The organism is Paraburkholderia sp. GAS199 (assembly GCF_050436585.1).
In the GTDB taxonomy this organism is placed as follows: domain Bacteria; phylum Pseudomonadota; class Gammaproteobacteria; order Burkholderiales; family Burkholderiaceae; genus Paraburkholderia.
This window is the reverse complement of the sequence record NZ_JBNDMM010000008.1, coordinates 367,182-390,592: the sequence shown is the minus strand read 5'-3', so window position 1 is coordinate 390,592 and position 23,411 is coordinate 367,182. Positions and strand designations below refer to the sequence as shown.

The following is a 23,411-nucleotide window of genomic DNA, read 5'->3' as shown; positions in this document are numbered from 1 at the left end:
GCCTCAAATGCAAAACGGCGCAGCAGGCTGGAGCCGGCTGCGCCGTCGAACAACTTCAGACGAAATTACTTAAGCGGTCCGCCGCGTTCAGCGACGATAGTAGCCATGGCCGTAACCGTGACCGTAGTAACCGCGGCCGTAATAGCCGTGATGATAATAAGGATGGCCATAGCCGCCGTAATAGCCACCCACTACGACTGCGGGCGGCGGCGCATAGACGACCGGAGGCGGCGGCGGCGCGTAATAAACCGGCGGCGGCGCGGCATAAACCGGATAAGCCGGCGCAATTGGCACCCCGATGCCGATACCTACCGAAACGTGAGCTTCAGCAGCGGTTGCGAATCCGACACCGAGTGCAGCGGCAACAACGAACGGAACGATCTTTTTCACTTTATTCTCCAGAGCGACCACTAAGGCCGCCGACTTCGCATGACTTGCATGCTCTGAATTAAATGTATCGAAAAAGACCGCGTAACGCTGTCTGCATTTGTTGCAAATTGCAATTGTCGAGAATGAGCCGCAACGCCGCCAGCCGCGCCACGACTGCCTCGCGCGCCGCAAGCGGCTGATAATTAAGGGTTCGCAGAGGTCCGTGCGACGGCGCATTCGGGCCAGTTGACGGGTAAGCGCTTAAGCGGCGGTTTATCAGTAATCTTTCATTACAAATTCGCTTCATTGCTGACAGGCGGCAACAAGTACCTGAATCGAAACGACGGAAACGCAAATAAAAAATGCCCGGTGCGCGGGCACCGGGCATTTCGTGAAAGCGCAATTTTCTCAGCCGACTTTAACGTAGGCGAATTCCCTCGAAACATTGGGCGGAACGTAGGCGCCACTAATACGTACGCGTGGCGTCAGACGTTTTTTCTGATCCCACCAGCGACGGCGCTGCGAGTGAGTAAGGAACCGCAAGTGCTTTCGGTAAGAAAAAATATTCATCGTAACCTCCCGAATCTGACTGCGAGACAAAAACCCAGAACGGCAACTGCCAAACCGGCTCATGGAGAAATTCTGAGCAGTTTTTGAGCCTGCGGGGCGCGCGTTTCCGGATAACCGGCGAAGCGCGCCATATCGCGCGAAAACTGTTCCGATGAAAGCGGTCGCGAGGCCGCGCCAATGGCGCAGCGGATGCGCGATACTTCAGCTTTCCGTCAAATGTCCCGTCTGGAGCAGGTCACCATGTCCCAGCCCTCTCTTCCGCGTATCGGTTTCATCGGCGCGGGGCGGCTCGCGCGCTGTCTGGCGCTGAGCTTCTCCCGTGCCGGCTATCCGGTGACGGCGGTGGCAAGCCGCACGGCAACCTCGGCCAGCCGGGTTGCGAGTCAAATCGAGCACTGCACGGCATTCGACGATCCCCAACAGGCCGTCGACGCCGCCGATGTCCTCTTTTTAGCCGTTCCCGACGACATCATCGGTACGACAGCGCACACACTGCGCTTTGCCCCGGACGCGGCGGGCGTCCCGCACGGCAAGGCGCTCGTGCACTGCAGCGGCGCCTCGCCGGTCGAATTGCTGGCGCCGGCGCGAAGCCAGGGCGCGGCAATCGGAGGTTTTCATCCACTCTACCTGTTTAGCGGCGATCCCGCAGACAGCGAGCGGATCGCCGGCTGCTCGGTCACGATCGAGGCCGACGGCGCGCTCAAGGAGACACTGACGGCGCTCACGCTCGCCCTGCGCTGCCACCCTTTGTCGATTCCGCCGGGCGGCCGCATGCTCTATCACGCCGCCGCGCACTACGCGGCGAGTTTTGCGCTGTGCAGCCTCGCGGAATGCGTGGCGCTGTGGCGCACGCTCGGTTTCGCCGAAGACGACGCCTTGCGCGCGCTGCTGCCGATGCTCGCCGGCACCATCGAAACCGCCCGCGACAAAGGCCTGCCGAATGCGCTTGCCGGCCCGGTGTCGCGCGGCGATACGGGCGTCGTGCAGAAGCAGCTGGCGCTGCTGGAAGGCCTCGGCGGCGATCACGCGGCGCTGTACGGATTGCTCACGCGACGCGCCGTCGAGCTGGCCGAGCGACGGGTAACGCCGCCCGCCGCCATCGACGCGATCGCGGCGGCCGTCGAAGATTCGCTCGACCGTTCGCTGAATCAGGCGGCAGCAGGTGCAAGCGTCAAGTAAGCCGTGATAATGTGACGTCCGGCGCTGCGCGCAATCCGCCAGCGACGCGCTTCGGGACCAACAGACGAGAACGCACAATGATCAAGGTCAGCATCCTTTATCCGTATCGGGAAAACGGCCACTTCGACGTGGACTATTACTGCGTCACTCACATGCCGCTTGCAGCGAAGCTGTTCGGGCCGTCGCTCAAAGGCTGGTCGGTGGACGTCGGCATCAATGCGGGGCCGCCCGGAACGCCGCCGCCTTATGTCGCGGCCGGCCACTTCCTGTTCGACAGCACGGAAGATTTCTATAAAGTCTTCAAGCTGGCGTCGGAACAACTGGTCGCCGACATTCCCAACTACACCGACGGCGGCAACGGCTCGATTCTGATCAGCGAGATCAAGGTCTCGCATTGATTCGCGCGGCGCGCGGATCGGCCAGGGCATAACGTGCCTGTCGTGCCGCTCTGCCGCTCGTGAGTCGTGTGACGTAATGCGCCCGATCGCGGGACGGGCGCAGGCAATCCAAATGAAACCGCCGGCGCACCATTCGGTCAGCACCGGCATCCTGCGGCCAATCGAAGGCCGCCATCCGAAGGATAAGGACACGAGATGTTTGGCGATATCGCCCGTTTTCTGCTCAATACCGTCTTTACGCTGTTCGGCGCGGCATTGCTTCTGCGTGCCTGGCTCCAGGTCGTGCGCATGCCGCCGTACAACCCCGTCACCAACGCCGTGCTGCAGGCCACCAACTGGATCGTGCTGCCGTTGAGGCGCATCCTGCCGAGCACGCGCAGCATCGACTGGGCGAGTCTCGTCGCCGCCCTGCTCGCCGCTCTGGTTTATGTGGTGCTGATGGTGGTGCTGACCGGCGCCGATCCGCTCACGCTCGTACCCACGCTTGTGATCGTGGCGGTGCTTACGCTCATCAAATGGGCGCTGAATCTGATCATCTGGATGACGATCCTGATGGCGCTGCTGTCGTGGCTCAATCCGCGCTCGCCGGCCATGCCGATCCTGTATCAGTTGACCGCGCCGTTTCTGAATCCGCTGCGTCGCGTGGTGCCGCAACTCGGCGGGATCGATCTGTCGCCGATCCTTCTGTTTGTGATCGTCCAGGTGTTGCTGATGGTCGTCACGCGTGCGGCCGTTCAACTCACCTACTTCGTGATCTGAACGTCATCGGGAAGGGACCGGTGAGCCGGCGCGATTTGCGCTAAGCACCGGTTCCCGAGTAAAATCGGGCGCTCTGCGGGCGTCGTATAATGGTAATACCCTAGCTTCCCAAGCTAGAGCCGTGGGTTCGATTCCCATCGCCCGCTCCAGATTCTTTCCGAACTCAGCACGAGCCGCCTCCAAGAAGGCGGCTTTTTTGTAATGGCGGCGGCCCGCTGCGGCACAATGCGCATGACGGCCGGCGCCGGCTCGACTGACGCCGTGCGCATGTCATTGGGTCCCTGCGCGCAACTGCGTGAACACATCGCGCAAGCGCCGTCTCACGCCGCCATGACCGCAGACTCGCCTGCCAACGCGCTATCCGTGTTGCGATGGCTTCATCCTTGAAAAGCAGTATCGATATGATTCACGATCCAAACGACACCGCCGCGCCGGACTCGCTTCCGCCCGACTCGAACGAAGCACAAGACCCACCCGTGGACGAAGCGCTGCATCGCCGCCGCATTCGCAGTTTCGTCACGCGCGCGGGCCGCGTCTCGACCGGTCAACGCCGTGCCATGGACGAACTCGGTCCGCGCTTCGTCGTGTCGTACGCGCCGGAACAGCCCGACTGGAACAATGTGTTCGGCCGCGAGGCGCCGCGCGTGCTGGAAATCGGCTTCGGCATGGGCGCGACCACGGCGGAGATCGCTGCGCATCGTCCCGACGACGACTTTCTCGGCGTCGAGGTGCATGAACCCGGCGTCGGCGCGTTGCTGAAGCTGATGGGCGAGCAGAATCTGTCGAACATCCGCATCATTCAACACGACGCCGTCGAAGTGCTCGAACAGATGATCGCGGCAGATAGTCTCGACGGCGTGCACATCTTCTTTCCCGATCCGTGGCACAAGGCACGGCATCACAAGCGCCGCCTGATCCAGCCGAAGTTCGTCGCGCTGCTGGTGTCGCGTCTGAAGCCGGGCGCGTATCTGCATCTCGCCACCGACTGGCAGAACTACGCCGAGCAAATGCTCGAAGTTTTGAGCGCCGACCCTGCACTCGACAACACAGCCGAAGGCTACGCGCCGCGTCCGGAGTATCGCCCGGTGACGAAGTTCGAACGCCGCGGCCTGCGGCTCGGGCACGGCGTGTGGGATCTAGTGTTCAGGAAGCGCGTCGGCGAATAAGCCCTTGGACGGCTCGCCCGGTTCAAGAAGGCGGCCGGGTGCTTGCACCCAAATGAAAAAGGTCCACGCAATGCAATGCGTGGACCTTTTTTCTTGGCGAAGCGTTTTATGAGCGAGCTAAGTCAGCGATCTCAGTTGGCGAACTTAGTCAGCCCAGCTCAGCGCGCCGCTGTAGCCCACCAGCAGGATCAGCAAACCGAAGCCGATGCGATACCACGCGAACGCCGTGAAATCGTGCGCGGCGATGTAGCGCAACAGCCAGCGCACGCAGGCAAACGCGCTCACGAATGCCGCGATGAAGCCAAGCGTGAACGTGCCGAGCGCGTCGACGGACAGGGAATGCCAGTCCTTGTAAAGCTCGTACGCGGTCGCGCCGAAAATGATCGGAATGGCGAGGAAGAAGGAAAATTCGGTGGCAACGCGCCGGTCGAGGCCGAACAGCATGCCGCCGATAATGGTCGAGCCCGAACGCGACATGCCCGGAATCAGCGCGAAGCATTGCGCGAGGCCGACCTTGAGCGCGTCGAGCGGGCTCAGGTCATCGACGTGCTGGACACGGGGCGGCACACTGCCGCGCGAGCGCTGGCGCGCCTCGGCCCACAAGATCACCACGCCGCCGGCCACCAGCGCAAACGCCACGGGCACAGGCGAAAACAGCGCGGCCTTGATGGCCTTTTCGAACAGCAGACCGAGCACGATCGCCGGAATGGTCGCGATGATCACATTGAGCGTGAAGCGGCGCGCGTCGGGACGGCTCGGCAAACCCGACACCACGCTGCCGATGCGCCGGCGGAATTCCCAGCAGACGGCGAGAATCGCGCCCAGCTGGATCACGACATCGAACGTCTTTGCGTGCTCGTCATCGAAATTCAACAGGCTGCCGGCGACGATCAGATGCCCCGTACTCGACACCGGCAAAAACTCCGTCAACCCTTCGACAACGCCCAGAATGAGCGCCTTGCAAGCCAATAGCCAGTCCATCCGTGCCCCTCATCGCTGTTGATAGCAGACGCGGGGTTCGCACGGAAACGCGCGGCCCCGCGGCCGCGCGCCACGTCATTTTTCGACGATTTGCACGCGTATGCCGTTTGTAAGGATAGTGATTGTACCGGGTTCATAACTCACACCGGCAAATTGCAGCTGTTCGGGCTTGAACGTGTAAATCGGATAGTTGGTCAGTAGCTGGGTGGCGAGCAGCGCGGCGGCCGCATTGATCTGCTGGGTATAGGCCTGCGCCTGCCCGGTCACGCTCACATTCTCGACATTCGGCGATTTCAGCACGACTGATTTGCTGGCCGCGTCGTAGGCCAGTTCGCTCGACAGCGTGAACACGCCATCGACAGGTTGCGGCATGAACGGGCTGGCAAGGCGTGCGTCCAGCTTGACGGACACGCGATTGGCGTCCGGCAGGAAGCCGACTACCGGATTGGTCAACGCCACGTCGAACACCTGCGACACCGTGCGCTGATACGGGAATTTGCGCTGTACCGCTTCCTGCACCTGCTGCTGCGAGAACGTGTAGTGCGACGGGATGAACGGGAACGTCGCAGTGGCACAGGCGCTCAGCGAAACCGTGACGCCCAGCGCGGCGCAGCCCGCGAGCGCCGCGGCCAGAAAGCGGCGCCGGGCCGGCGCAGCGGAACGAATCATGCAAATCTCCTGTGGAAGCGATTTCGGTAAATACGCGTGAGTGTGCGCGGGGGCGTCGCCGCGACGGCTCAGACGCGCGCCGCCGGTTGGGTGAGCGTCTCGAGTTGCGTGAGCCAGGCCAGCGCTTCATCGCGATTTTCGCCGCACATGTCCGCTTGCGGCTGCAGACCGGAACAGCATGCGGGCCGCTCGGGAAGGCCGAAGATCGCGCAACGCAGATCGTCGCCGAGTTGCACGCAGCGCACGCCCGCCGGCTTGCCATGCGGCATGCCCGGAATGGGACTCGAAATCGACGGCGCGATACAACACGCGCCGCAATCCGGACGGCATGCATGACCGCTCACGTTGAACGGAGACTCGCGCTTCGCAGCGCTGTTCGACACATCTTTCACGACAATTTTCCTGAATCCAGACTCACGACAACTCACGACATCCCACCATCAGACACGCATTGTGCCACTGCATTCCGTGCGACCTTTTTACACAATGCCGGGCGTGCCCGCTCACTTAAACTCGACGCATACATAAGGCCACTTTCGCTTCTGCAAAAGCGTGCGCGCCATGCGGTCCGGTGAATCGAACGGGCGTCAGCCCGCGCCATCTGCGTAACGTGCTCGGTGGCCGTCAATGCGAGGCTCACATGTCCACCGCCAGCACGCTGTTCCGTCCAGACCTGCTCGCCAGATACGGCGCAAACGGTCCAAGGTATACGTCGTACCCAACCGCCCTGCAGTTCAGCGACACGTTCGACCCCGCCGACTACCTGCGTGCCGCCGCCGACCCCGGCGCGAGCGCCACCGACCTCTCGCTGTACTTCCACATCCCGTTCTGCGACACCGTCTGCTTCTACTGCGGCTGCAATAAAGTCGCGACGAAAAACCGCGCGCATGCCCGGCCCTACGTCGACCGACTGAAGCGCGAAATGGCGCTGCAGGCTGAGCATTTCGACACGCGCCGGCCCGTGTCGCAATTGCATTGGGGTGGCGGAACGCCCACCTTTTTATCGCACGACGAAATGGCCGAACTGATGGCCGCGACGCGCGAGCATTTCACGCTGCTGCCCGACGCCGAAAGCGAGTATTCGATCGAAGTGGACCCGCGCGAAGCGTCGCCCGACACCATCGCACATCTGCGCAGGCTCGGCTTCAACCGGCTCAGTCTCGGCGTGCAGGATTTCGATCTGCGCGTGCAGCAGGCCATCAATCGCGTGCAGCCGCTCGACTTGACGGCGTCGGTCATGCAAGCCGCGCGCGACAACGGTTTTCATTCGATCGGTGTCGATCTGATCTACGGGCTGCCGCATCAAACCGTCGAGAGCTTTACGCGCACGCTCGACACCATGATCGAACTCGCGCCCGACCGCCTCTCGGTGTTCGCCTACGCGCACATGCCGCAGCTCTTCAAGATGCAGCGTCAGATGGACGAAGCCACCTTGCCCGCGCCCGACGTGCGGCTCGCGATCCTGCAACGCGTGGTCGAGCGTTTGACGGGCGCAGGTTACGTCTACATCGGCATGGACCATTTCGCCCTGCCCACTGACGAACTCGCGCTCGCTCAGGCGAGACGCACGCTTCATCGCAACTTCCAGGGCTACAGCACGCGCGCGGAGTGCGATCTCATCGGTTTTGGCGCTTCGTCGATCGGCAAGGTGGGCGACGTCTACGCGCAAAACGCCAAGGACCTGCCAGGCTACGCCGCCGCCATCGACGCGGGCAAGCTCGCCATCGCGCGCGGCATCCGGCTGACCGCCGACGACCGTCTTCGACGCGACGTCATCACGCAGTTGATGTGCAACCTGGAACTGCGCTTCGACGAATTCGAGGCCGCTTATGGCATCCGCTTCGTCAACACCTTCGCGACGGAACTGGAGCGCCTGCGCGACTACGAACGCGACGGCCTCGTCTCGCTCGAGAGCGGCAAACTCGAAGTGCTGACAGCAGGCCGCATGCTCGTGCGCAACATCGCCATGGTGTTCGACCGCTACCTCGGGACGCAAACGCTCACGCGCTTCTCGCGCACCGTCTGAAGCACGCTTCATTCGACAGGCAAGCAACGCGGGTCGCCAGGCACGCGACCGGCTTGCCCGTCGCCGATTTTTCGGACATAATCTGCGTCTTCGCTTCGCGCCGTCATCCGGCGCGTGAGTCGCGAGATCTGCCCAGGTGGTGAAATTGGTAGACGCAGGGGACTCAAAATCCCCCGCCGCAAGGCGTGCCGGTTCGATTCCGGCCCTGGGCACCAATAAGAATTCCGTCGTTCGTCATCGAACTACCGCATCGAATTGAAAAAGCCCCGCGTAGCGCAAGCTCGCGGGGCTTTTTTTGTTTTATCTGGCCTCGTTAGTCGCACGGCGTCGACGGCGCACCGCGTTGCGGCCAGCCGGCGCGTCCCGAACTGCACGAGCCCACTCGATGCCCCACCATCAGACCCGCGTCGTAAGCGGCTTCGAGCGCTCTTGCCAGACTGTCCACGCGCACGATGCGTAGGTCGGCGCTCGGCTTGCCGCTCAGTTCGAACGTCGCAATGCCGAGCGTGTCTTGTGCGATCGACAACAGTAGATCTTCTCGTGTGTCGAGTTCCGCGGTCGTGTTCATCTTCAACTCCAAAAAGGCGACATTGCACTTACCAGCTTAGGCAATAATTGCTTAAGCAGTTTGTGGCGTTCTGTCGCACGTCGGAGTTGCCGGGGGAGCGGCACGCCCGCAAAGCGCGCCACGCTCTCCGCGCGGTTGAATCGTCTCCACGCGAAGCGAACGCTTACCGCCCTGCCGCTCGCGCGCCGCCCTGCAACGCCGCACGCCGGCACTTGAACACATAGCCCGCCCACATCAGGACCAGCCATACCGGCACCAGCCACACCGACACCGAAAGACCCGGCGTCAGCGCGAGAATCACGAGAATCAGCGCCATGAAGGCGAGGCAGATCCAGTTGCTGACCGGAAACCAGAACGACTTGAACACGAGCGTCTCGCCGGCCGCTTCCATGGCCTTGCGCGACTTCAGGTGCGTCAGGCTGATGAGCGCCCAGTTCAGCACCAGCGCGGCCACCACCAGCGCCATCAGCAGACCGAGCGCTTCCGCGGGAATCAGATAGTTGATGATCACGCACGTGAAGGTGGCGAGCGCCGATAAACCGATCGCCATGTAGGGCACGCCGCGCCGGTCAACCTTCATCAGCGCGCGCGGCGCGTTGCCCTGCTCCGCCAGACCGTAGAGCATGCGGCTGTTCGCGTACACGCCGCTGTTGTAGACCGACAGCGCGGCCGTCAGCACGACGACGTTCAACACGTTCGCGGTCAGCGTCGAGCCGATCTGCGAGAAGATCATCACGAACGGGCTGCCGCCCGCCGCGACCTGATTCCACGGATACAGCGAGAGCAACACTGCCAGCGAGCAGATGTAAAAAATCAGGATCCGGTAGATCACCTGATTCACGGCTTTCGGAATGCTCTTTTGCGGCTGGTCGGCTTCGGCTGCGGTAATGCCGATCAACTCCAGGCCGCCGAACGAGAACATGATGACGGCGAGCATCATGAACAGGCCGTGGAAACCGTGCGGAAAGAAGCCGCCGTTCGCCCACAGATTCGTGATCGACGCCTGCGGCCCACCGTGGCCGCTGATCAGCAGATATCCGCCGAACAGGATCATGCCGATGATCGCCACGACCTTGACGATGGCGAACCAGAATTCGGTTTCGCCATACGCCTTGACATTGGCGAGGTTGATCGCGTTGATGACGGCGAAGCACACCAGCGCCGACACCCACGTCGGCACGCCGGGCCACCAGTAATGCACGTAGGTGCCGACGGCGGTCAACTCGGCCATGCTCACGAGCACGTACAACACCCAGTAATTCCAGCCCGACAGGAAGCCGGGGAAATCGCCCCAGTACTTGTAGGCAAAGTGGCTGAACGAACCCGCGACCGGTTCCTGCGCCACCATTTCGCCGAGCTGGCGCATGATCATGAAGGCGATCACGCCGCCGATCGCGTAGCCGAGAATCATCGACGGACCGGCCGATTGCAGCACGCTGGCCGAGCCGAGAAACAGGCCCGTGCCGATCGCGCCGCCGAGCGCGATCAACTGGATATGGCGATTCTTCAGCCCACGCTTCAGGCCGTCTTGATGCTGTGCACTATTCAACGTTGCGCCCCAGTGTATGGATATCGATCACCCGATCGGACTTATGGTCCGGTCCGGCAGAACCGTAAATTTTACCCCGGACGATATTGCCTAAATACTGGGACCAACCCGCGTTGGTCTCGCAGCGCACCGAACGCGGACGATTGTGATTGACACCGCTTGCCGCTTCGGTATGTTCGCGTAGTCGAGGTTTCAGCCTTCGGAGATTCAACATGTCGCCCAAAAACATGTCGCCCAAACGCCTGCTTTGCGCCGCTACCGTGTGTCTCTGGTTCGCTGGGGCCGCTGCCCTTGCGCAAACTCCGGCACCCGGCTCCGAATCAACGACGATGCCCGCCTCGATGCCCGGCATGCAACCGGCCGAACCCGAAACGACTGCGCCGGCGCCGGCCCCTACACCGTCAGCCGCGCCCGCTGCAGCCGCGCCGACACCTGCTCCCACACCGCCCATGACGAAACCCGCCGCCGCGCCGATGGCGGGTCCGGTGCGCAACGTCGTGCTCGTGCACGGCGCGTTCGTCGACGGTTCGAGCTGGAACGGCGTGGTCGCGAAGCTGCAGAAGAAGGGCTATCACGTGAGTTCGGTGCAGAACCCGCTCACCTCGCTCGCCGACGACGTGGCCGCCACCCGTCGCGTGCTCGCGCAGCAGGACGGCCCGACCATGCTGGTCGGCCATTCGTGGGGCGGCGTCGTGATCACGCAGGCGGGCGCGAACGCGCCGAACGTCGCGGGGCTCGTCTATGTCGCGGCCATCGCGCCGGACCTGCATGAGTCGACCATGGATCTGATGAAGCGCGCCGCACCGGCACCGGCCGGGGAGAACATCAGTGCGGACGCCGCCGGTTTTCTGTGGTTCGATCGCGCTCACTATCACGCCGACTTCGCCGCCGACGTGCCCGAAAACGTGACGCGCGTGCTCGCCGCCGCTCAGGCGCCGATTGCCGCCAAGGCGTTCAGCGAAACGGTCAGCGAGGTGGCGTGGCGGGAAAAGCCGTCGTGGTACGTGTTGACCACGCGCGATCGCGCAGTGTCGCCCGAGGTTGAAAAATTCATGGCCGACCGGATGAACGCGAAGGTCGTGCCGATGGCGGCCAGCCATCTCGTGCCGGTGTCGCACGCAGGCGCCGTCGCGGACGTGATCGATCGCGCGGCGCGTGAGTTGAGCCGTCAGCAGTAATCGAACGGTAACGGGCCGGATGCCGCCTAGCGCAGCATGAACGACATCGCCGACAGGCAGTTCAGCATCCGCACCGCATGCTCCACGCTCGCCGCGTCGAAACGCAACGTCACGCCGTCGATTCGCGTGAGCGTCGGCCATTGACAGAACAGGTCGGCCAGCGCCGTGGTCTGAACGCGCAACTCGCACGTCACCGCTTTCACGCGCGCATCGGCGCGGCTGGTTTGCCTGGCGAGACCGCGGGAAAGATGCGACTGCACCGCTTCACGCGCGGCCGCGCCGATGGCTTCGCGCGCGCGAGCGGGTGTTTGCGTGACGCCGCTTGCGTGCCCCGTCGCGGATTTCGTCACGACGAAGCGCGCCTCCGGAAAACGCGGCGCGGTTTCTTCGGCAAACACGTCGTCGCCGGATAAAAGCGCGACACGTGCGCCATATTCTTCCGCCAGCGCGCCGTACAAACCCGCTTCCCCTACTTCCACGCCGTCGAGCGACACGCGGGCGAACGCGAAGCTGTTGATGGTGTGCGCGAGCACGCCGCGCGTTTGCGCTTTCGAGTGATAGCCGATCATGAACACGAGCGCGGCGCCGTATTCGAGTCCGGCCATCATGCCGAGCGTACGCGGTTTGCCGAGCACGACCTCGGCGCGTGCGTCGAGCAGATCGGGCAGCAGATTGCGAAAGCCGCCGTGCGAATCGTTGACCCACACCTGCGTCGCGCCGCCGGCGAATGCGCCTTCGATCGCGGCGTTGGCTTCGAGCGTCATCCAGCGACGCGCGGCTTCGTATTCGCCGTTGCCCGCACGCGTCTGCTCGGGATGAAACACGCCCGCCACGCCTTCGATGTCGGCGGAAATCAAAACTTTCATCAGGAAGTTCGCTTGAGAAGTTGAGCAAGATCGGCCGCGCTATCGCGCAGCGAAACACGCCGATGACCGTCGCGCCCGGTGAGCGACGTGGCGCTCCACAAGGCATCGACGACAGCCTGCTCGACGCTGTCGGCGCACGCGCGAAACAGCGGATCGAGTTGCGCGTCGGCAAGCAGCGGCGGCAGCGGGACGAACGCCGAATCGTGCGGCACGGTATAGGCGGTCGAGAAGGCCAGCGCGATATCGCCGCTGCCGTGACCGTACACCGAACCGGTTCGCGCAAGGCCGGCCGCCGCACGCAGGGAAACGCGCTTGAGCTGGCGCGCGTCGAGCGGCGCATCGGTCGCGACGATCATGATGATCGAGCCCTGCTCGGGTTCTTTCGCCGTGCTCTTGGCAGCCTGCGACGCCCGCTCGGCGAGCACGCGGCCAAGCGGTGCGCCGTCGATGGTCAGCATCGGCAAGCGTCCGAAATTGGCGAGCACGAGTGCGCCGACCGTATAGCGCTGCCCCGCCACGTCGACCACGCGCGACGCGTTGCCGATCCCGCCCTTCAGGTCGAAGCACGACATGCCGCGCCCCGCGCCGACGCAACCGCCCGTCACGTCGGCACTCGCCGCGGCGTACGCCGCATCGTAGTGAGCTTCGCGTACGGCCAGCGCCTGGATATCGTTCAGATAGCCGTCGTTGCATTCGAACACGAGCGGATTCACGGTCGACCATTCGCGGCCGATGCGCGGATTCGCCTTGAACGCCGCGCGAATCTGCGCCTGCGCGAGCGCCGCGACGCCGAACGTGTTGGTCAGGGCAAGCGGCGTTTCGAGCACGCCGAGTTCTTCGACCTGCACGAGTCCGATGCTTTTGCCGAAGCCGTTCATCACCGAAACCGCCGCCGGCACCTTGGCGAGAAACGGATCGCCGTCATGCGGACGGATCACCGTCACGCCGGTTTGCACGGCGCCTTCGTCCAGCGTGCAATGGCCCACCGTCACACCGACGACATCGGCCAGCGAGCCGCGCGCGCCGCTCGCCAGCACGCCGATATGCGGCATGCCGGCGCGTGCGGATTCGATCGGGTTCATGGCCGGTCGAGCTTCGGATCGAGCGCGTCGCGCAGACCGTCGCCGAGCAGATTGAAGGCCAGCACCGTGAGGAAAATGGCCAGGCTCGGGAACAGCGCGATGTGCGGCGCAGTCACCATGTCGGCGCGCGCTTCGTTGAGCATCGCGCCCCACTCGGGCGTCGGCGGTTGTGCGCCGAGGCCGAGAAACGACAGGCTGGCGGCCGTGATGATCGAGGTGCCGATACGCATGGTGAAGTACACCACCACCGACGAAATCGTGCCCGGCAGGATGTGCCGCACGATGATGGTCCAGTCGGACGCGCCGATGCTGCGCGCCGCCTCGACATACGTGAGTTGCTTGAGCATGAGCGTGTTCCCGCGCACGAGCCGCGCGAACGCCGGGATGCTGAAGATCGCCACCGCGCAGATCACGTTGATCATGCCGTTGCCGAGAATCGCCACCACGCCGATGGCCAGCAGAATGCCGGGGAACGCGAACAGCACGTCGGCCACACGCATGGTGATGCGATCCCACCAGCCTTCGTAATAGCCGGCCAGCAAACCGAAAAACGTGCCGATGGCCGCGCCGATCGCAACCGACAGAAAGCCCGCTTCGAGCGAGATGCGCGAACCCGCGAGGATGCGGCTGAAAATATCGCGCCCGAGTGAATCGACGCCGAACCAGTGCGCCGCGGATGGCCCTGCATTGAGCGCGTCGTAGTCGAAGAAATTCTCCGGATCGTACGGCACGATATGGGGCGCGGCGATCGCCACTGCGATCAGCAGCAGCACGAAAATGCCCGCGGCCAACGCCACGTGCTGCTTGCGGAATTTGCGCCAGAACTCGCTCCACGGCGTGCGGATCGCGCTTTCCGGTTTGACGTTACTGGCCGCGTTCGGCCCAGTGGCTGTCGTGCTCATGCGCGCCTCACTTGAAACGGATGGTCGGGTTGATCACGGCGTACAGCACGTCCACGACCAGATTGATGATGATAAATTCGAGCGAGAACAGCAGCACTTCGGCCTGAATCACGGGGTAGTCGCGCATCGACACGGCATCCACCAGCAGACGCCCGAGCCCCGGCCAGTTGAACACCACTTCGACCACGATCGAGCCGCCGAGCAGAAAACCGAATTGCAGACCCATCATCGTGATGACGGGAATCATCGCGTTGCGCAGGCAATGCTTGACGATCACGAGCCGCTCGGGCACGCCCTTGGCGCGCGCGGTACGCACGAAGTCCTCGTTCATCACCTCGACGAACGACGCACGCGTGAAGCGCGCCATCACCGCCGCGACGGCCGCGCCCAGCGTGAGCGAGGGCAACACGTAGCTCTTCCACGAGCCGTCGCCGACGATCGGCAACCAGCCGAGCTTCACCGAGAAAATTTCCATCAGCAGCATGCCGAGCGCGAAGGCGGGAAACGAAATGCCCGACACCGCGAGCGTCATGCCGAGACGATCCGGCCAGCGATTGCGCCAGACCGCGGAGACGATGCCGATGCCCATGCCGAGCACCACCGCCCACACCATACTGGCCAGCGTGAGCAGCAAGGTCGGCATGAAACGTTCGCCGATTTCCTGCGCGACCGGCCGCTTGCTGCGTGTCGAGATGCCGAAGTCGCCGTGCGCGATCTTCACGAAGAAGCTGGCGAATTGCTGCGGCATCGGCTTGTCGAGTCCGAGGTCGGCGCGCACCAGCGAGACGGTCGCTTCGTCGGCTTCGGGGCCGGCGGCGAGCCGCGCGGGATCGCCCGGCAACAGATGCACGAACAGGAACACCAGCACGGCGACGATGAAGAGCGTCGGCAGCAGGCCAAAAAGACGTTTGACGAGAAAGTTCAGCATGAAACCCAATCCGGCAATGATGCGGGCAACGAAAGATCGCGCTCGGCGAAACGGGGATCGCCGGCTTGCGGGTGAGTCAGCGACCCACAAGCCATGCGATCCATGCAGCGCGCGGCTTACTTGATGGCGATCTCGTCGAAATTGAACGAGCCGTCAGGCGCCACGTAGGCACCCGACAGACGTTTGCTGCGTGCGTACACCACCTTTTCCTTGACGAGGAAGATCCACGGCGCGTCGTTCCAGATGCGCTTCTGCGCGTCGGTGTAAAGCTCGGCTTTCTTCGCGCGGTCGGTGGTTTCGAGCGCCTGCTTCAGATCGCCGTCCACCGTGTCGTTCTTGTAGTACGCGGTGTTGACCATCTTCGGCGGGAACGACACCGACGCGAGCAGCGGCGTGATCGCCCAGTCGGCCTCGCCCGTCGACGACGACCAGCCCGCGTAGTACATGCGCACCGGCGCGGTGGCGGCGTCCTGCGCGCTTTCGACCTTGGCGACGCGCTGACCCGCTTCGAGCGCCTCGACCTGCGCCTTGATGCCGACCTGCGCGAGTTGCTGCTGCACGAACTGGATGACCTTCTGCGCCGTCGAGTAGTTATAGGCCGACCACAGCGTCGTTTCGAAACCGTTCGGATAGCCCGCTTCCTTCAGCAGCGCGCGCGCCTTGGCCGGATCGTACGGCCACGGGCCGAGCTTCGTCGCGTACTCGACACCTTGCGGCACCACGCCGTCGGCCGGCGTCGCATAGCCCGCGAACGCAACCTTGGTCAGCGCATCCTTGTTGACCGCGTAGTTCAGCGCCTCGCGCACCTTCGGGTTGTCGAACGGCTTCTGATTCACGTTCAGGCTGATATAACGCTGGATGATCGACGGCGACGCGATCAGATCCACCTTCGGGCTCGACTGCAACTGCGCGGCCTGTTCGAACGGCACCTGGAAGGCGAAGTCCGCTTCGCCGGTACGCATCAGCGCGGCGCGCGTGTTGTTGTCGACCACCGGCTTCCAGTCGATTGCGTCGACCTTCGGGTAGCCCTTCTTCCAGTAGCCGGCGAACTTCTTCACCGTCAGGTCGCCCGCCGGATCCCACTTCACCAGTTCGAACGGACCCGTGCCGACCGGATGGAACGCGATGTCCTTGCCGTACTTCTTCAGCGCGTCGGGCGAAATCATCACCGCCGACGGATGCGCCAGCACGTTCACGAAGGCCGAGAACGGCGCCTTCAGCGTGATCTTCACCGTGTACGGGTCCACCACTTCGGTCTTCTCGATGCGGTTGAACATGTTGTAGCGCTTGAGCTTGTTCGCCGGATCGGTCACGCGATCGAAGTTCGCTTTCACGGCCGCGGCGTTGAAATCGGTGCCGTCCTGGAACTTCACGCCGTGGCGCAGTTTGAACGTGTACACCTTCGCGTCCGGGCTCGCTTCGTAGCTGTCGGCCAGCACATTGACGAGCTTCATGTCCTTGTCGAAACCGAACAGACCTTGATAGAACGACTTCGCGACGGCTTGCGACAGCGTGTCGTTGGCGTCGTACGGATCGAGCGTGGTGAAGGTCGAGGCGACGGCCATCACCGCCGTGGTGTCGGCGTGCGCCGCGTTGCCGGCGAGCATCGCGAACATCACCGCGCCGCCGCTGATCAGCGCGCGCAAACGAAACGAAGAAGACGGGACCAGCAGATTCATGAGGTTGGCTCCAGGCTGCGAATGTGAACGGGTTTGAGTGCTGTCAGGTGCTGCAAAGGAATCTAGTAAGCGCCGCCGACGCGATGCTGTGCGACGAAGTGATCGGGGCCCACTGCGATCAGTGGCGCGACGACCGGTTCGTCGTCGAGCGCGCGAATCGGGCTCGGAATTTCGTCGGCGGCGAGCATGCGTTTGGCGTGACGGCGCGCCGGATCGGCAACCGGCACCGCGCCCATCAGCTTCTTCGTGTACGGATGTTGCGGCGCTTCGAACACCGCCCGGCGCGGACCGATCTCGACGATCTGACCGAGATACATCACCGCCACGCGATGACTGACGCGCTCCACCACCGCCATGTCGTGCGAGATGAACAGATAGGCCACGCCGAGTTCGCGCTGCAGATCGAGCATCAGATTGACGATCTGCGCCTGCACCGAAACGTCGAGCGCGGAGACGGATTCGTCGGCGATCACCACTTTCGGATTCAGCGCGAGCGCGCGTGCAATGGCAATGCGCTGCCGCTGACCGCCGGAGAATTCGTGCGGATAGCGGCGCGCCGCCTCGGGCGGCAAACCGACCTTCTCCAGCAGCCACGCCACCCGCGCCTGCGCTTGCGCACCTTCCGCCACGCCATGCACGAGAAGCGGTTCCATGATGGAAAAGCCCACCGTCAATCGCGGATTGAGCGAGGCAAACGGGTCCTGAAAAATGAACTGGATGTCACGGCGCAGCGCCTGCAAGGCCGGACCGGTGAGCGAGCTGATTTCGCGGCCGTCGAATTCGATCGAACCGCTCTGGCTTTCCACCAGACGCAACAGCGAGCGGCCGGTAGTGGACTTGCCGCACCCCGATTCGCCGACCAGCGCCAGCGTTTCGCCCGGCCGCAGATCGAAGCTCACTTTCTCGACGGCATGCACACGTCCGGTCACGCGGCCAAAGAGCCCGCTCTTGACCGGAAAGCGCGTGACCAGATCGCGCACGCGCAGGATCGGCGGCGTGCTTTCGCGCACTTCGGGCTGCGGTTCTTCGGCGACTGCCGCAGCCGGCCGCACGGCGGCGTCGGCGCCCGTCAGCGCAGCCTGCTCGACGGTCAGGATCGGGAAGCGCGCGGGACGATCCGTGCCCTGCATCGCACCCAGACGCGGCACGGCGGCGAGCAAGGCTTTCGTATAAGGATGCGACGGCGCGGCGAACAGCGCGTCGGACGCGCCCTCTTCCACCTTCTCGCCGCGGTACATCACCAGCACGCGGTCGGCCACTTCGGCAACCACACCCATGTCGTGCGTGATGAAGACCACGCCCATGTTCATCTCGTCCTGCAAGCCGCGAATCAGTTGCAGGATTTGCGCCTGAATCGTGACGTCGAGCGCGGTGGTCGGTTCGTCTGCGATCAGCAGCGCGGGTTTGCACGAGAGCGCCATGGCGATCATCACGCGCTGCCGCATGCCGCCCGAAAGTTGATGCGGAAAACGCGCGGCCACGCGCCGCGCTTCGGGAATCCGCACCAGTTCCAGCAGACGCAGCGTTTCCGCGTGCGCGGCCGCGCGGCTCTTGCCCTGATGCAGGGCAATCGCTTCGCTGATCTGATCGCCGACCGTGAACACGGGATTGAGCGACGTCATCGGCTCCTGGAAGATCATCGCGATGTCGGCGCCGCGAATCGAGCGCATCGTGCCGGCCGACGCTTTCGCGAGATCGAGCACGCTGCCGTCGCGGCGCCGGAATGCGATGCCGCCGCCGGCAAGGCGCCCACCGCCATGCTCGATCAGCCGCATCAACGCGAGCGACGTCACCGATTTGCCCGAACCCGATTCGCCGACGATCGCCAGCGTCTCGCCGCGTTCAACGGTGAACGACAGATTGCGCACCGCGTTGAAGGTCGTCTCGCCGCTGCGAAACGCGACCGACAGATCGTCGACTGCGAGCACGCGTTGCGGCGGCAAGGTGTCGATCAGCGGGCGGGCGGAGTGCGATGTAGTCGGCACAATGATTCCTTTGAATTCGTACGCGGCAAAAAGCGGCAGGCGGCGTGAGTGATATCGGCTAGCGGTAGATCGCCGTCACCGGCGTCTCGCCGAAGCGGGCAAAGCCGCGATACATGCCTTCGGTGTTGAACGGCAGCGTGACGTTGCCTTGCGCATCCACGGCGATGAGTCCGCCGCGGCCTTCGATCTTCGGCAGGCGGTTCATCACCACATCGCGCGCCGCTTCTTCCAGCGACACGTTGCGGTAAGCCATCTGCGCCGCCACGTCGTAGGCGGCGACCATGCGCATGAACATCTCGCCGGAACCCGTGGTCGAGACCGCGCAGGTGGCGTCGTCGGCATAGCAGCCCGCGCCGATCAGCGGCGTATCGCCGACGCGTCCGACCTGCTTGTTGGTCACGCCGCCGGTGGAGGTTGCCGCGGCCACGTGGCCGTGCCGGTCGAGCGCCACCGCGCCGACCGTGCCGAACTTGCGGTTCGGGTCGATCGGTTCGTGCGGCACCGGATTTTGACCAGCGGGCTGGTCAGCGGACGCCATGCCCGATGCCAGCGTCGCGCCGTCGTGATCGAGCACCGCGCGTTGCTGGTCTTTCGCCAGCAACCATTGACGATGCCGCGCCTCGGTATGGAAATAATCCTGCTCGACGAATTCGAGCCCTTGCGCCGCGGCGAAAGCTTCCGCGCCTTCGCCGGTGAACAGCACGTGTTCGCTGCGTTCGAGCACGCGGCGCGCCGCGAGAATCGGGTTGCGCACGCGCTTCACGCAGCAGATCGCGCCGGCGTCGAGCGTGCTGCCGTCCATGATGGCGGCGTCGAGCTCATGCGTGCCGGCCGCGGTGTAGACGGCGCCGTGTCCCGCGTTGAAGAGCGGGCAATCTTCGAGCAGACGAACGGCTTCGCTGACGGCGTCGAGCGCGCTGCCGCCATCGGCGAGCACGCGTTGGCCTGCGCTCAGCACGGCATGCAAGGCGGCGTGATAGTCGGCTTCGGCGCTCGCCGACATGGACGCGCGCAGGATCGTGCCGGCGCCGCCGTGAATGGCAATGACTGCGTTGGAATTCATCGTTTTGCTTTGCGGGTGCGGGTAGTTCGGTTGCTTGAAGAGGTGACGCGCGCGGACTCGCCGTCGGTGGACGGCGTGGTGTCCTGATGGGTCGATGGCTTGTTCTGCGGCTCGACGAGCCACGGCAGCACGAATTCGCTGACGCCGGCAGCCGCCTTCACGGAACGCTTCGCGCGATACGCCACCGCGTCGCACAGGGCTTCGATCACGGCCAGTACGGCGGAATCGGCATTGGCCGCGAGACGACGTTCGGAGCGGATGTACAGCGAAAGATCGGCGAACTGCGCGAGCGGCGAGCGCGAGCTGTCGGTCAGCGCAAGCACGCGCGCGCCCCGGCTGGCAGCGCGACGCGCCAGTTCGATGGTGTCTTCGACATAGCGCGGAAACGCGATGCCGATCACGAGGTCGCGCTCGTCGGTGGCGAACAGACGGCGCGCGGCGTGCGACGGACCGCCGATCAGCGCAAGCGACTGCACGTTGTCGTGATACGGCATCAGGCCGTGTTCCATCAGACCGGCGAGAAACGCGCTCGCGCCGTAGCCGAGCACGAACACGCGGCGCGCCGCGATGATCGCCTCGACGGCGGCCTCGGCGGCGGCGCTGTCGATGGCGGTGCGCGTGGTGTTCAGATTGGCGGCGGCCTGTTCGAGCAAGGCGTCGAGCAGGTTTTCGCCTGCTGCCAGCGACTCCTGCGCGCTGCGCAGCCGCTCGACCGGCGCGAGAGTGGCTTCGAAGCCGCGCACGAGCGCGTCACGAAACTGCGGATAGCCGTCGAAGCCGAGGGCGCGCGCGAAACGGTTCGCCGTTGCCACCGACGCGCCCACCACGCTCGCCAGTTCGTCGATTCGCATGGTCGCGGCACGGAACAGATTCGCCAGGACGTACTCGCCCATGCGCCGATGGATCGGTGTGAGGACCGGCATGGCGGCGACGATGCGCGCGGCGATCGCCTGCTCGGCCTGGTTCTCGGCATTGGACGGGTGATGGATCATGCAAGCGGTCCGACGGACGGTCTGTAATCGAAATGAATGAAAGTATATTTACATGAATTCGCTCTGGAAAAAAATTCATTTTCATTTCCGAGGGTTTTCACCCAATCCGCGAGACCCTGAATGCATCGCGTCCGGCGCGCGGTGCTATGCTCGCTCGCCATGAATCTCGAAAGCATTCTCTTCACTCAGGGCTTCGGCTCGCGGCGTCAGTGCCGCGCGTTGATCGCCGACGCGCGCGTCGCCGTCGGCGAGACGGTTTGTACCGACGCCGACGCCGATTTCCTCATGACGGACGGCGCCTTCAGCTTCACTGTGGACGGCGTGGAATGGCCGTATTGCGAGCACGCTTATCTGCTGCTGAACAAGCCCGCGGGCTACGAATGTTCGCGCGATCCGCAGCATCATCTGAGCGTGTTCAGTCTGTTGCCGCCGCAGTTTGCCGAGCGCGGCGTGCAATGCGTGGGACGTCTCGATCAGGACACAACCGGCCTTCTGCTGCTCTCCGACGACGGCAAGTTCGTGCACCGGTTCACGTCGCCCAAGCGCAAGGTGCCGAAGCTCTACGTGGCGACCACTCGCCATCCGCTCGACGACACACAACTCGCCGCGTTGCGCGACGGTGTGTTGCTGCACGGCGAGCCCAAACCGATCGCGGCGGTGGCGGCCGAAGCGCGCGGCGAGCATTCGCTGGCGCTCTCCGTGATGGAAGGCAAGTATCACCAGGTCAAGCGCATGATCGCGGCGGTCGGCAATCGCTGCGAAGCCTTGCATCGTGAACGGATCGGCGGACTCGCATTGCCAGCGTCGCTCGCGCCGGGCGCGTGGCAATGGCTCGATCAGACCGGACTCGACGCCCTCGGATCTTTACCGAGCGGGTAAACCGGTAGCGCACCGGTAGCGCCCCTTTAAAGCCTTGATCTGTCGAAGAAAGTGGACGCGGGCTCGCAGGCCGCATGCAGCCACGCGCTCGCCTGCGCTGCGCCGCAGCATGCCCTTCGTCGCGAGTCGCCCTATACTCGTTTAAACAAAGACTACAAAGGTTTCAAGGAGGGGCGCCATGGCTATCCATGACACGATCGCGATACCGTATGCGATGCTCGTTTTCACGTGCCTCGGGCTGGTGCTGGTGGGCGGGCTGCTGGTCGTGATGCGACTGCGCCACAAATATCATCCGAACCTGATCGGCGCTCTGATCGGCGCGATGCTGTGCTTCCTGCTGCTCGAAGCACTGCCCGCGCTGACCTGACACCGTCCGTTGGCTTGAGCCTGGTTTCGGCCGGGCTCGGCCGGGTTCAACCCGATTCTGGCGTGGCTATTTCCGGCGCCGCAGCGCGCGACGCGGCACGCCCGGCAAGATTCCGGGCGACGCCGGCGGAGTTGCGTTTTGCAAAAAATCTTCCACGCTCGGATAGCGCAGGTTCACGCGCAACTCGTCCTTGAGCCGTCTGTTCACGAGCCGCCTCGATTCGCGCATGAAGGACAGCAAGGTCGGTTCGATCTGCTGTTCGGCTTCCGCCCGCGTGATCCGTGGCGGATGCTTCAGGCCGTAGGCGTCGGCCACCACGTCGAAGTATTCGCCCATTTTCAACGCCGAGTCGTCGGACGCATGGATCACGCGACCGGGACGCGCGTGCGTGGTCATGCGCACGAGAATGGCGGCGAGGTCGTCCGCGTGAATGTGGTTGGTGTAGACGTCGTCGGCGTCGATGAGCGCCGGGGTGCGCTTTTCGAGTCGCGCGAGCGGCAGACGATTGCCCGCGTAGATGCCGGGAATGCGCGCAATGCTCGCGGACACGATGCGGCGGGAAGTCGCGCGGCGCAGTTGCCGCTCGGCCGAAACGCGGCGTTTCGCGCGGGGATTGGCGGCCTGGGTCGCGCGCGTCTCGTCGATCCATGCGCCGCCGCAGTCGCCGTAGACGCCCGTCGTGCTGGCGTAGACGAGCCGCACCGGCGCACGGGAAGCGGCGGTCCAGCGAGTCCTGTCGGGTACAATATTGGCTGTCTCAGATTCGGCCCACGAGGCGCGAATGCGGCGCAACCGCCCTACCGGCGCCACCGCGCCACGCGCGGCACGCGGCGTGCGTTCCCGGGTAGCGAGTGTGGCAAGCAGCGCGCGGGTGCGGCGGTCGTCGTCGCCGGTTTTTTGCGGCGGCGCGAGGTGCAGCACGGTCGGCGCGAGGCCCGCGAGACGTTTCAGGCTGCGCGGGTCGTCGAGGTCGCCCACCAGCGGCGTCACGCCGGCGGCGCGCAACTCGGCGCAGCGCGCGGCGTGGCTGGTCAGCGCGAAGATATGCGCGCCAGGCCGCAGCAGGGGCACGCAGCGCATGCCGACATCGCCGCAGCCCACAATCAGCACGCGCGGCCGGCGTAAGTTTCGTGTCGCTTTCATGGTGGACGCATTGTAGCCGTCAGGCGCTGCATGCATGGCACATCGGACCGCGAGTCCGATAATGCGAGCCTCACGAACGCCCGACGAATCCCCAACGAACCCCCAATTTTTCG

23 protein-coding genes and 2 tRNA genes are annotated in these 23,411 nt (G+C 64.2%); 10 read left to right on the top strand and 15 right to left on the bottom strand.

The window, feature by feature from the left end; all coding sequences use genetic code 11:
• Window positions 1-87: 87 nt before the first annotated feature.
• Window positions 88-390 carry a hypothetical protein gene (locus tag P3T18_RS28660; RefSeq protein ID WP_429303319.1) on the bottom strand — a complete coding sequence of 101 codons (303 nt, stop codon included), beginning with the start codon at window positions 388-390 and terminating at the stop codon, window positions 88-90.
• Between the two features lie 789 nt (window positions 391-1,179).
• Here P3T18_RS28660 and P3T18_RS28655 point away from each other — a divergent pair.
• From P3T18_RS28655 to trmB, 5 genes are all read left to right on the top strand, one after another.
• Entirely contained in the window at window positions 1,180-2,118 is a 939-nt protein-coding gene (locus P3T18_RS28655) for a Rossmann-like and DUF2520 domain-containing protein (RefSeq protein WP_429303318.1), read from the top strand.
• 77 nt (window positions 2,119-2,195) lie between these two features.
• Complete coding sequence (locus P3T18_RS28650; RefSeq protein ID WP_429303317.1) at window positions 2,196-2,516, top strand: EthD family reductase; 321 nt, start codon at window positions 2,196-2,198, stop codon at window positions 2,514-2,516.
• Window positions 2,517-2,711: 195 nt separating this feature from the next.
• A complete protein-coding gene (locus tag P3T18_RS28645) occupies window positions 2,712-3,275 on the top strand; it encodes a YggT family protein (RefSeq protein WP_429303316.1) in 564 nt (187 codons plus the stop codon).
• Window positions 3,276-3,350: 75 nt separating this feature from the next.
• Window positions 3,351-3,424: transfer RNA gene (locus P3T18_RS28640), tRNA-Gly, on the top strand.
• Window positions 3,425-3,676: 252 nt separating this feature from the next.
• Window positions 3,677-4,441 carry a tRNA (guanosine(46)-N7)-methyltransferase TrmB gene (gene trmB, locus P3T18_RS28635; RefSeq protein WP_429303315.1) on the top strand — a complete coding sequence of 255 codons (765 nt, stop codon included), beginning with the start codon at window positions 3,677-3,679 and terminating at the stop codon, window positions 4,439-4,441.
• Window positions 4,442-4,585: 144 nt separating this feature from the next.
• Here trmB and P3T18_RS28630 read toward each other — a convergent pair whose 3' ends face one another.
• From P3T18_RS28630 to P3T18_RS28620, 3 genes are all read right to left on the bottom strand, one after another.
• Entirely contained in the window at window positions 4,586-5,422 is an 837-nt protein-coding gene (locus P3T18_RS28630; RefSeq protein ID WP_429303314.1) for an undecaprenyl-diphosphate phosphatase, read from the bottom strand.
• A 75-nt stretch (window positions 5,423-5,497) separates the two neighbouring features.
• On the bottom strand, window positions 5,498-6,091 hold the full coding sequence (locus P3T18_RS28625; protein ID WP_429303313.1) for a DUF1439 domain-containing protein: 594 nt from the start codon (window positions 6,089-6,091) through the stop codon (window positions 5,498-5,500).
• 68 nt (window positions 6,092-6,159) lie between these two features.
• Window positions 6,160-6,483, bottom strand: a complete 324-nt coding sequence (locus P3T18_RS28620; protein WP_429303312.1) for a YkgJ family cysteine cluster protein — start codon at window positions 6,481-6,483, stop codon at window positions 6,160-6,162.
• A 248-nt stretch (window positions 6,484-6,731) separates the two neighbouring features.
• On the opposite strand from P3T18_RS28620, the gene hemN reads away from it, so the two are divergent.
• Together hemN and P3T18_RS28610 are read left to right on the top strand one after the other, a co-directional pair.
• Window positions 6,732-8,117 (top strand): oxygen-independent coproporphyrinogen III oxidase, encoded by a 1,386-nt coding sequence (gene hemN, locus P3T18_RS28615; RefSeq protein WP_429303311.1) that lies wholly within the window; start codon window positions 6,732-6,734, stop codon window positions 8,115-8,117.
• Window positions 8,118-8,247: 130 nt separating this feature from the next.
• Window positions 8,248-8,332 (top strand) — tRNA-Leu (locus P3T18_RS28610).
• A 98-nt stretch (window positions 8,333-8,430) separates the two neighbouring features.
• On the opposite strand, the gene P3T18_RS28605 is transcribed toward P3T18_RS28610, so the two are convergent.
• Both P3T18_RS28605 and P3T18_RS28600 read right to left on the bottom strand, forming a co-directional pair.
• Window positions 8,431-8,685, bottom strand: a complete 255-nt coding sequence (locus P3T18_RS28605; RefSeq protein WP_429303310.1) for a DUF6900 domain-containing protein — start codon at window positions 8,683-8,685, stop codon at window positions 8,431-8,433.
• Between the two features lie 163 nt (window positions 8,686-8,848).
• Complete coding sequence (locus P3T18_RS28600) at window positions 8,849-10,234, bottom strand: amino acid permease (RefSeq protein WP_429303309.1); 1,386 nt, start codon at window positions 10,232-10,234, stop codon at window positions 8,849-8,851.
• 227 nt (window positions 10,235-10,461) lie between these two features.
• On the opposite strand from P3T18_RS28600, the gene P3T18_RS28595 reads away from it, so the two are divergent.
• Window positions 10,462-11,412 (top strand): alpha/beta fold hydrolase, encoded by a 951-nt coding sequence (locus tag P3T18_RS28595; RefSeq protein WP_429303422.1) that lies wholly within the window; start codon window positions 10,462-10,464, stop codon window positions 11,410-11,412.
• A gap of 26 nt (window positions 11,413-11,438) precedes the next feature.
• Here the strand turns inward: P3T18_RS28595 and P3T18_RS28590 are convergent, their stop codons facing one another.
• The 8 genes from P3T18_RS28590 to P3T18_RS28555 form a co-directional block, all read right to left on the bottom strand.
• Window positions 11,439-12,278, bottom strand: a complete 840-nt coding sequence (locus tag P3T18_RS28590) for a M55 family metallopeptidase (protein ID WP_429303308.1) — start codon at window positions 12,276-12,278, stop codon at window positions 11,439-11,441.
• Complete coding sequence (locus P3T18_RS28585) at window positions 12,278-13,360, bottom strand: P1 family peptidase (RefSeq protein WP_429303307.1); 1,083 nt, start codon at window positions 13,358-13,360, stop codon at window positions 12,278-12,280. The genes P3T18_RS28590 and P3T18_RS28585 overlap by 1 nt, the downstream gene beginning before the upstream one ends.
• The gene (gene gsiD / locus P3T18_RS28580; protein WP_429303306.1) at window positions 13,357-14,262 is read right to left on the bottom strand and encodes a glutathione ABC transporter permease GsiD; all 906 of its coding nucleotides are present in this window, start codon (window positions 14,260-14,262) and stop codon (window positions 13,357-13,359) included. Before gsiD ends, P3T18_RS28585 begins: the two co-directional genes overlap by 4 nt.
• A 7-nt stretch (window positions 14,263-14,269) precedes the next feature.
• On the bottom strand, window positions 14,270-15,190 hold the full coding sequence (gene gsiC / locus P3T18_RS28575) for a glutathione ABC transporter permease GsiC (protein ID WP_429303305.1): 921 nt from the start codon (window positions 15,188-15,190) through the stop codon (window positions 14,270-14,272).
• Between the two features lie 116 nt (window positions 15,191-15,306).
• On the bottom strand, window positions 15,307-16,869 hold the full coding sequence (gene gsiB / locus P3T18_RS28570) for a glutathione ABC transporter substrate-binding protein GsiB (RefSeq protein ID WP_429303304.1): 1,563 nt from the start codon (window positions 16,867-16,869) through the stop codon (window positions 15,307-15,309).
• Window positions 16,870-16,931: 62 nt separating this feature from the next.
• Window positions 16,932-18,854 carry a dipeptide ABC transporter ATP-binding protein gene (locus P3T18_RS28565; protein WP_429303303.1) on the bottom strand — a complete coding sequence of 641 codons (1,923 nt, stop codon included), beginning with the start codon at window positions 18,852-18,854 and terminating at the stop codon, window positions 16,932-16,934.
• Between the two features lie 58 nt (window positions 18,855-18,912).
• Entirely contained in the window at window positions 18,913-19,917 is a 1,005-nt protein-coding gene (locus tag P3T18_RS28560; RefSeq protein WP_429303302.1) for an isoaspartyl peptidase/L-asparaginase family protein, read from the bottom strand.
• Window positions 19,914-20,909, bottom strand: a complete 996-nt coding sequence (locus P3T18_RS28555; protein WP_429303301.1) for a MurR/RpiR family transcriptional regulator — start codon at window positions 20,907-20,909, stop codon at window positions 19,914-19,916. The genes P3T18_RS28560 and P3T18_RS28555 overlap by 4 nt, the downstream gene beginning before the upstream one ends.
• Before the next feature lie 159 nt (window positions 20,910-21,068).
• Between P3T18_RS28555 and P3T18_RS28550 the strand changes: the two genes are divergently transcribed.
• Both P3T18_RS28550 and P3T18_RS28545 read left to right on the top strand, forming a co-directional pair.
• Entirely contained in the window at window positions 21,069-21,788 is a 720-nt protein-coding gene (locus P3T18_RS28550; RefSeq protein ID WP_429303421.1) for a pseudouridine synthase, read from the top strand.
• Window positions 21,789-21,966: 178 nt separating this feature from the next.
• On the top strand, window positions 21,967-22,155 hold the full coding sequence (locus tag P3T18_RS28545) for a hypothetical protein (protein WP_429303300.1): 189 nt from the start codon (window positions 21,967-21,969) through the stop codon (window positions 22,153-22,155).
• A 66-nt stretch (window positions 22,156-22,221) separates the two neighbouring features.
• Here the strand turns inward: P3T18_RS28545 and P3T18_RS28540 are convergent, their stop codons facing one another.
• The gene (locus P3T18_RS28540; protein ID WP_429303299.1) at window positions 22,222-23,298 is read right to left on the bottom strand and encodes an NAD-dependent epimerase/dehydratase family protein; all 1,077 of its coding nucleotides are present in this window, start codon (window positions 23,296-23,298) and stop codon (window positions 22,222-22,224) included.
• Window positions 23,299-23,411: the final 113 nt, after the last annotated feature.

Excerpts from the sequence above, each read along its gene's own strand:
- P3T18_RS28655 (WP_429303318.1), top strand. The coding sequence starts at position 1,180 with ATGTCCCAGCCCTCTCTTCCGCGTATCGGTTTCATCGGCGCGGGGCGG.
- P3T18_RS28650 (WP_429303317.1), top strand. The coding sequence starts at position 2,196 with ATGATCAAGGTCAGCATCCTTTATCCGTATCGGGAAAACGGCCACTTC.
- P3T18_RS28645 (WP_429303316.1), top strand. The coding sequence starts at position 2,712 with ATGTTTGGCGATATCGCCCGTTTTCTGCTCAATACCGTCTTTACGCTG.
- trmB (WP_429303315.1), top strand. The coding sequence starts at position 3,677 with ATGATTCACGATCCAAACGACACCGCCGCGCCGGACTCGCTTCCGCCC.
- P3T18_RS28630 (WP_429303314.1), bottom strand. The coding sequence starts at position 5,422 with ATGGACTGGCTATTGGCTTGCAAGGCGCTCATTCTGGGCGTTGTCGAA.
- P3T18_RS28625 (WP_429303313.1), bottom strand. The coding sequence starts at position 6,091 with ATGATTCGTTCCGCTGCGCCGGCCCGGCGCCGCTTTCTGGCCGCGGCG.
- hemN (WP_429303311.1), top strand. The coding sequence starts at position 6,732 with ATGTCCACCGCCAGCACGCTGTTCCGTCCAGACCTGCTCGCCAGATAC.
- P3T18_RS28605 (WP_429303310.1), bottom strand. The coding sequence starts at position 8,685 with ATGAACACGACCGCGGAACTCGACACACGAGAAGATCTACTGTTGTCG.
- P3T18_RS28595 (WP_429303422.1), top strand. The coding sequence starts at position 10,462 with ATGTCGCCCAAACGCCTGCTTTGCGCCGCTACCGTGTGTCTCTGGTTC.
- P3T18_RS28590 (WP_429303308.1), bottom strand. The coding sequence starts at position 12,278 with ATGAAAGTTTTGATTTCCGCCGACATCGAAGGCGTGGCGGGCGTGTTT.
- P3T18_RS28585 (WP_429303307.1), bottom strand. The coding sequence starts at position 13,360 with ATGAACCCGATCGAATCCGCACGCGCCGGCATGCCGCATATCGGCGTG.
- gsiD (WP_429303306.1), bottom strand. The coding sequence starts at position 14,262 with ATGAGCACGACAGCCACTGGGCCGAACGCGGCCAGTAACGTCAAACCG.
- gsiC (WP_429303305.1), bottom strand. The coding sequence starts at position 15,190 with ATGCTGAACTTTCTCGTCAAACGTCTTTTTGGCCTGCTGCCGACGCTC.
- gsiB (WP_429303304.1), bottom strand. The coding sequence starts at position 16,869 with ATGAATCTGCTGGTCCCGTCTTCTTCGTTTCGTTTGCGCGCGCTGATC.
- P3T18_RS28560 (WP_429303302.1), bottom strand. The coding sequence starts at position 19,917 with ATGAATTCCAACGCAGTCATTGCCATTCACGGCGGCGCCGGCACGATC.
- P3T18_RS28555 (WP_429303301.1), bottom strand. The coding sequence starts at position 20,909 with ATGATCCATCACCCGTCCAATGCCGAGAACCAGGCCGAGCAGGCGATC.
- P3T18_RS28550 (WP_429303421.1), top strand. The coding sequence starts at position 21,069 with ATGAATCTCGAAAGCATTCTCTTCACTCAGGGCTTCGGCTCGCGGCGT.
- P3T18_RS28545 (WP_429303300.1), top strand. The coding sequence starts at position 21,967 with ATGGCTATCCATGACACGATCGCGATACCGTATGCGATGCTCGTTTTC.
- P3T18_RS28540 (WP_429303299.1), bottom strand. The coding sequence starts at position 23,298 with ATGAAAGCGACACGAAACTTACGCCGGCCGCGCGTGCTGATTGTGGGC.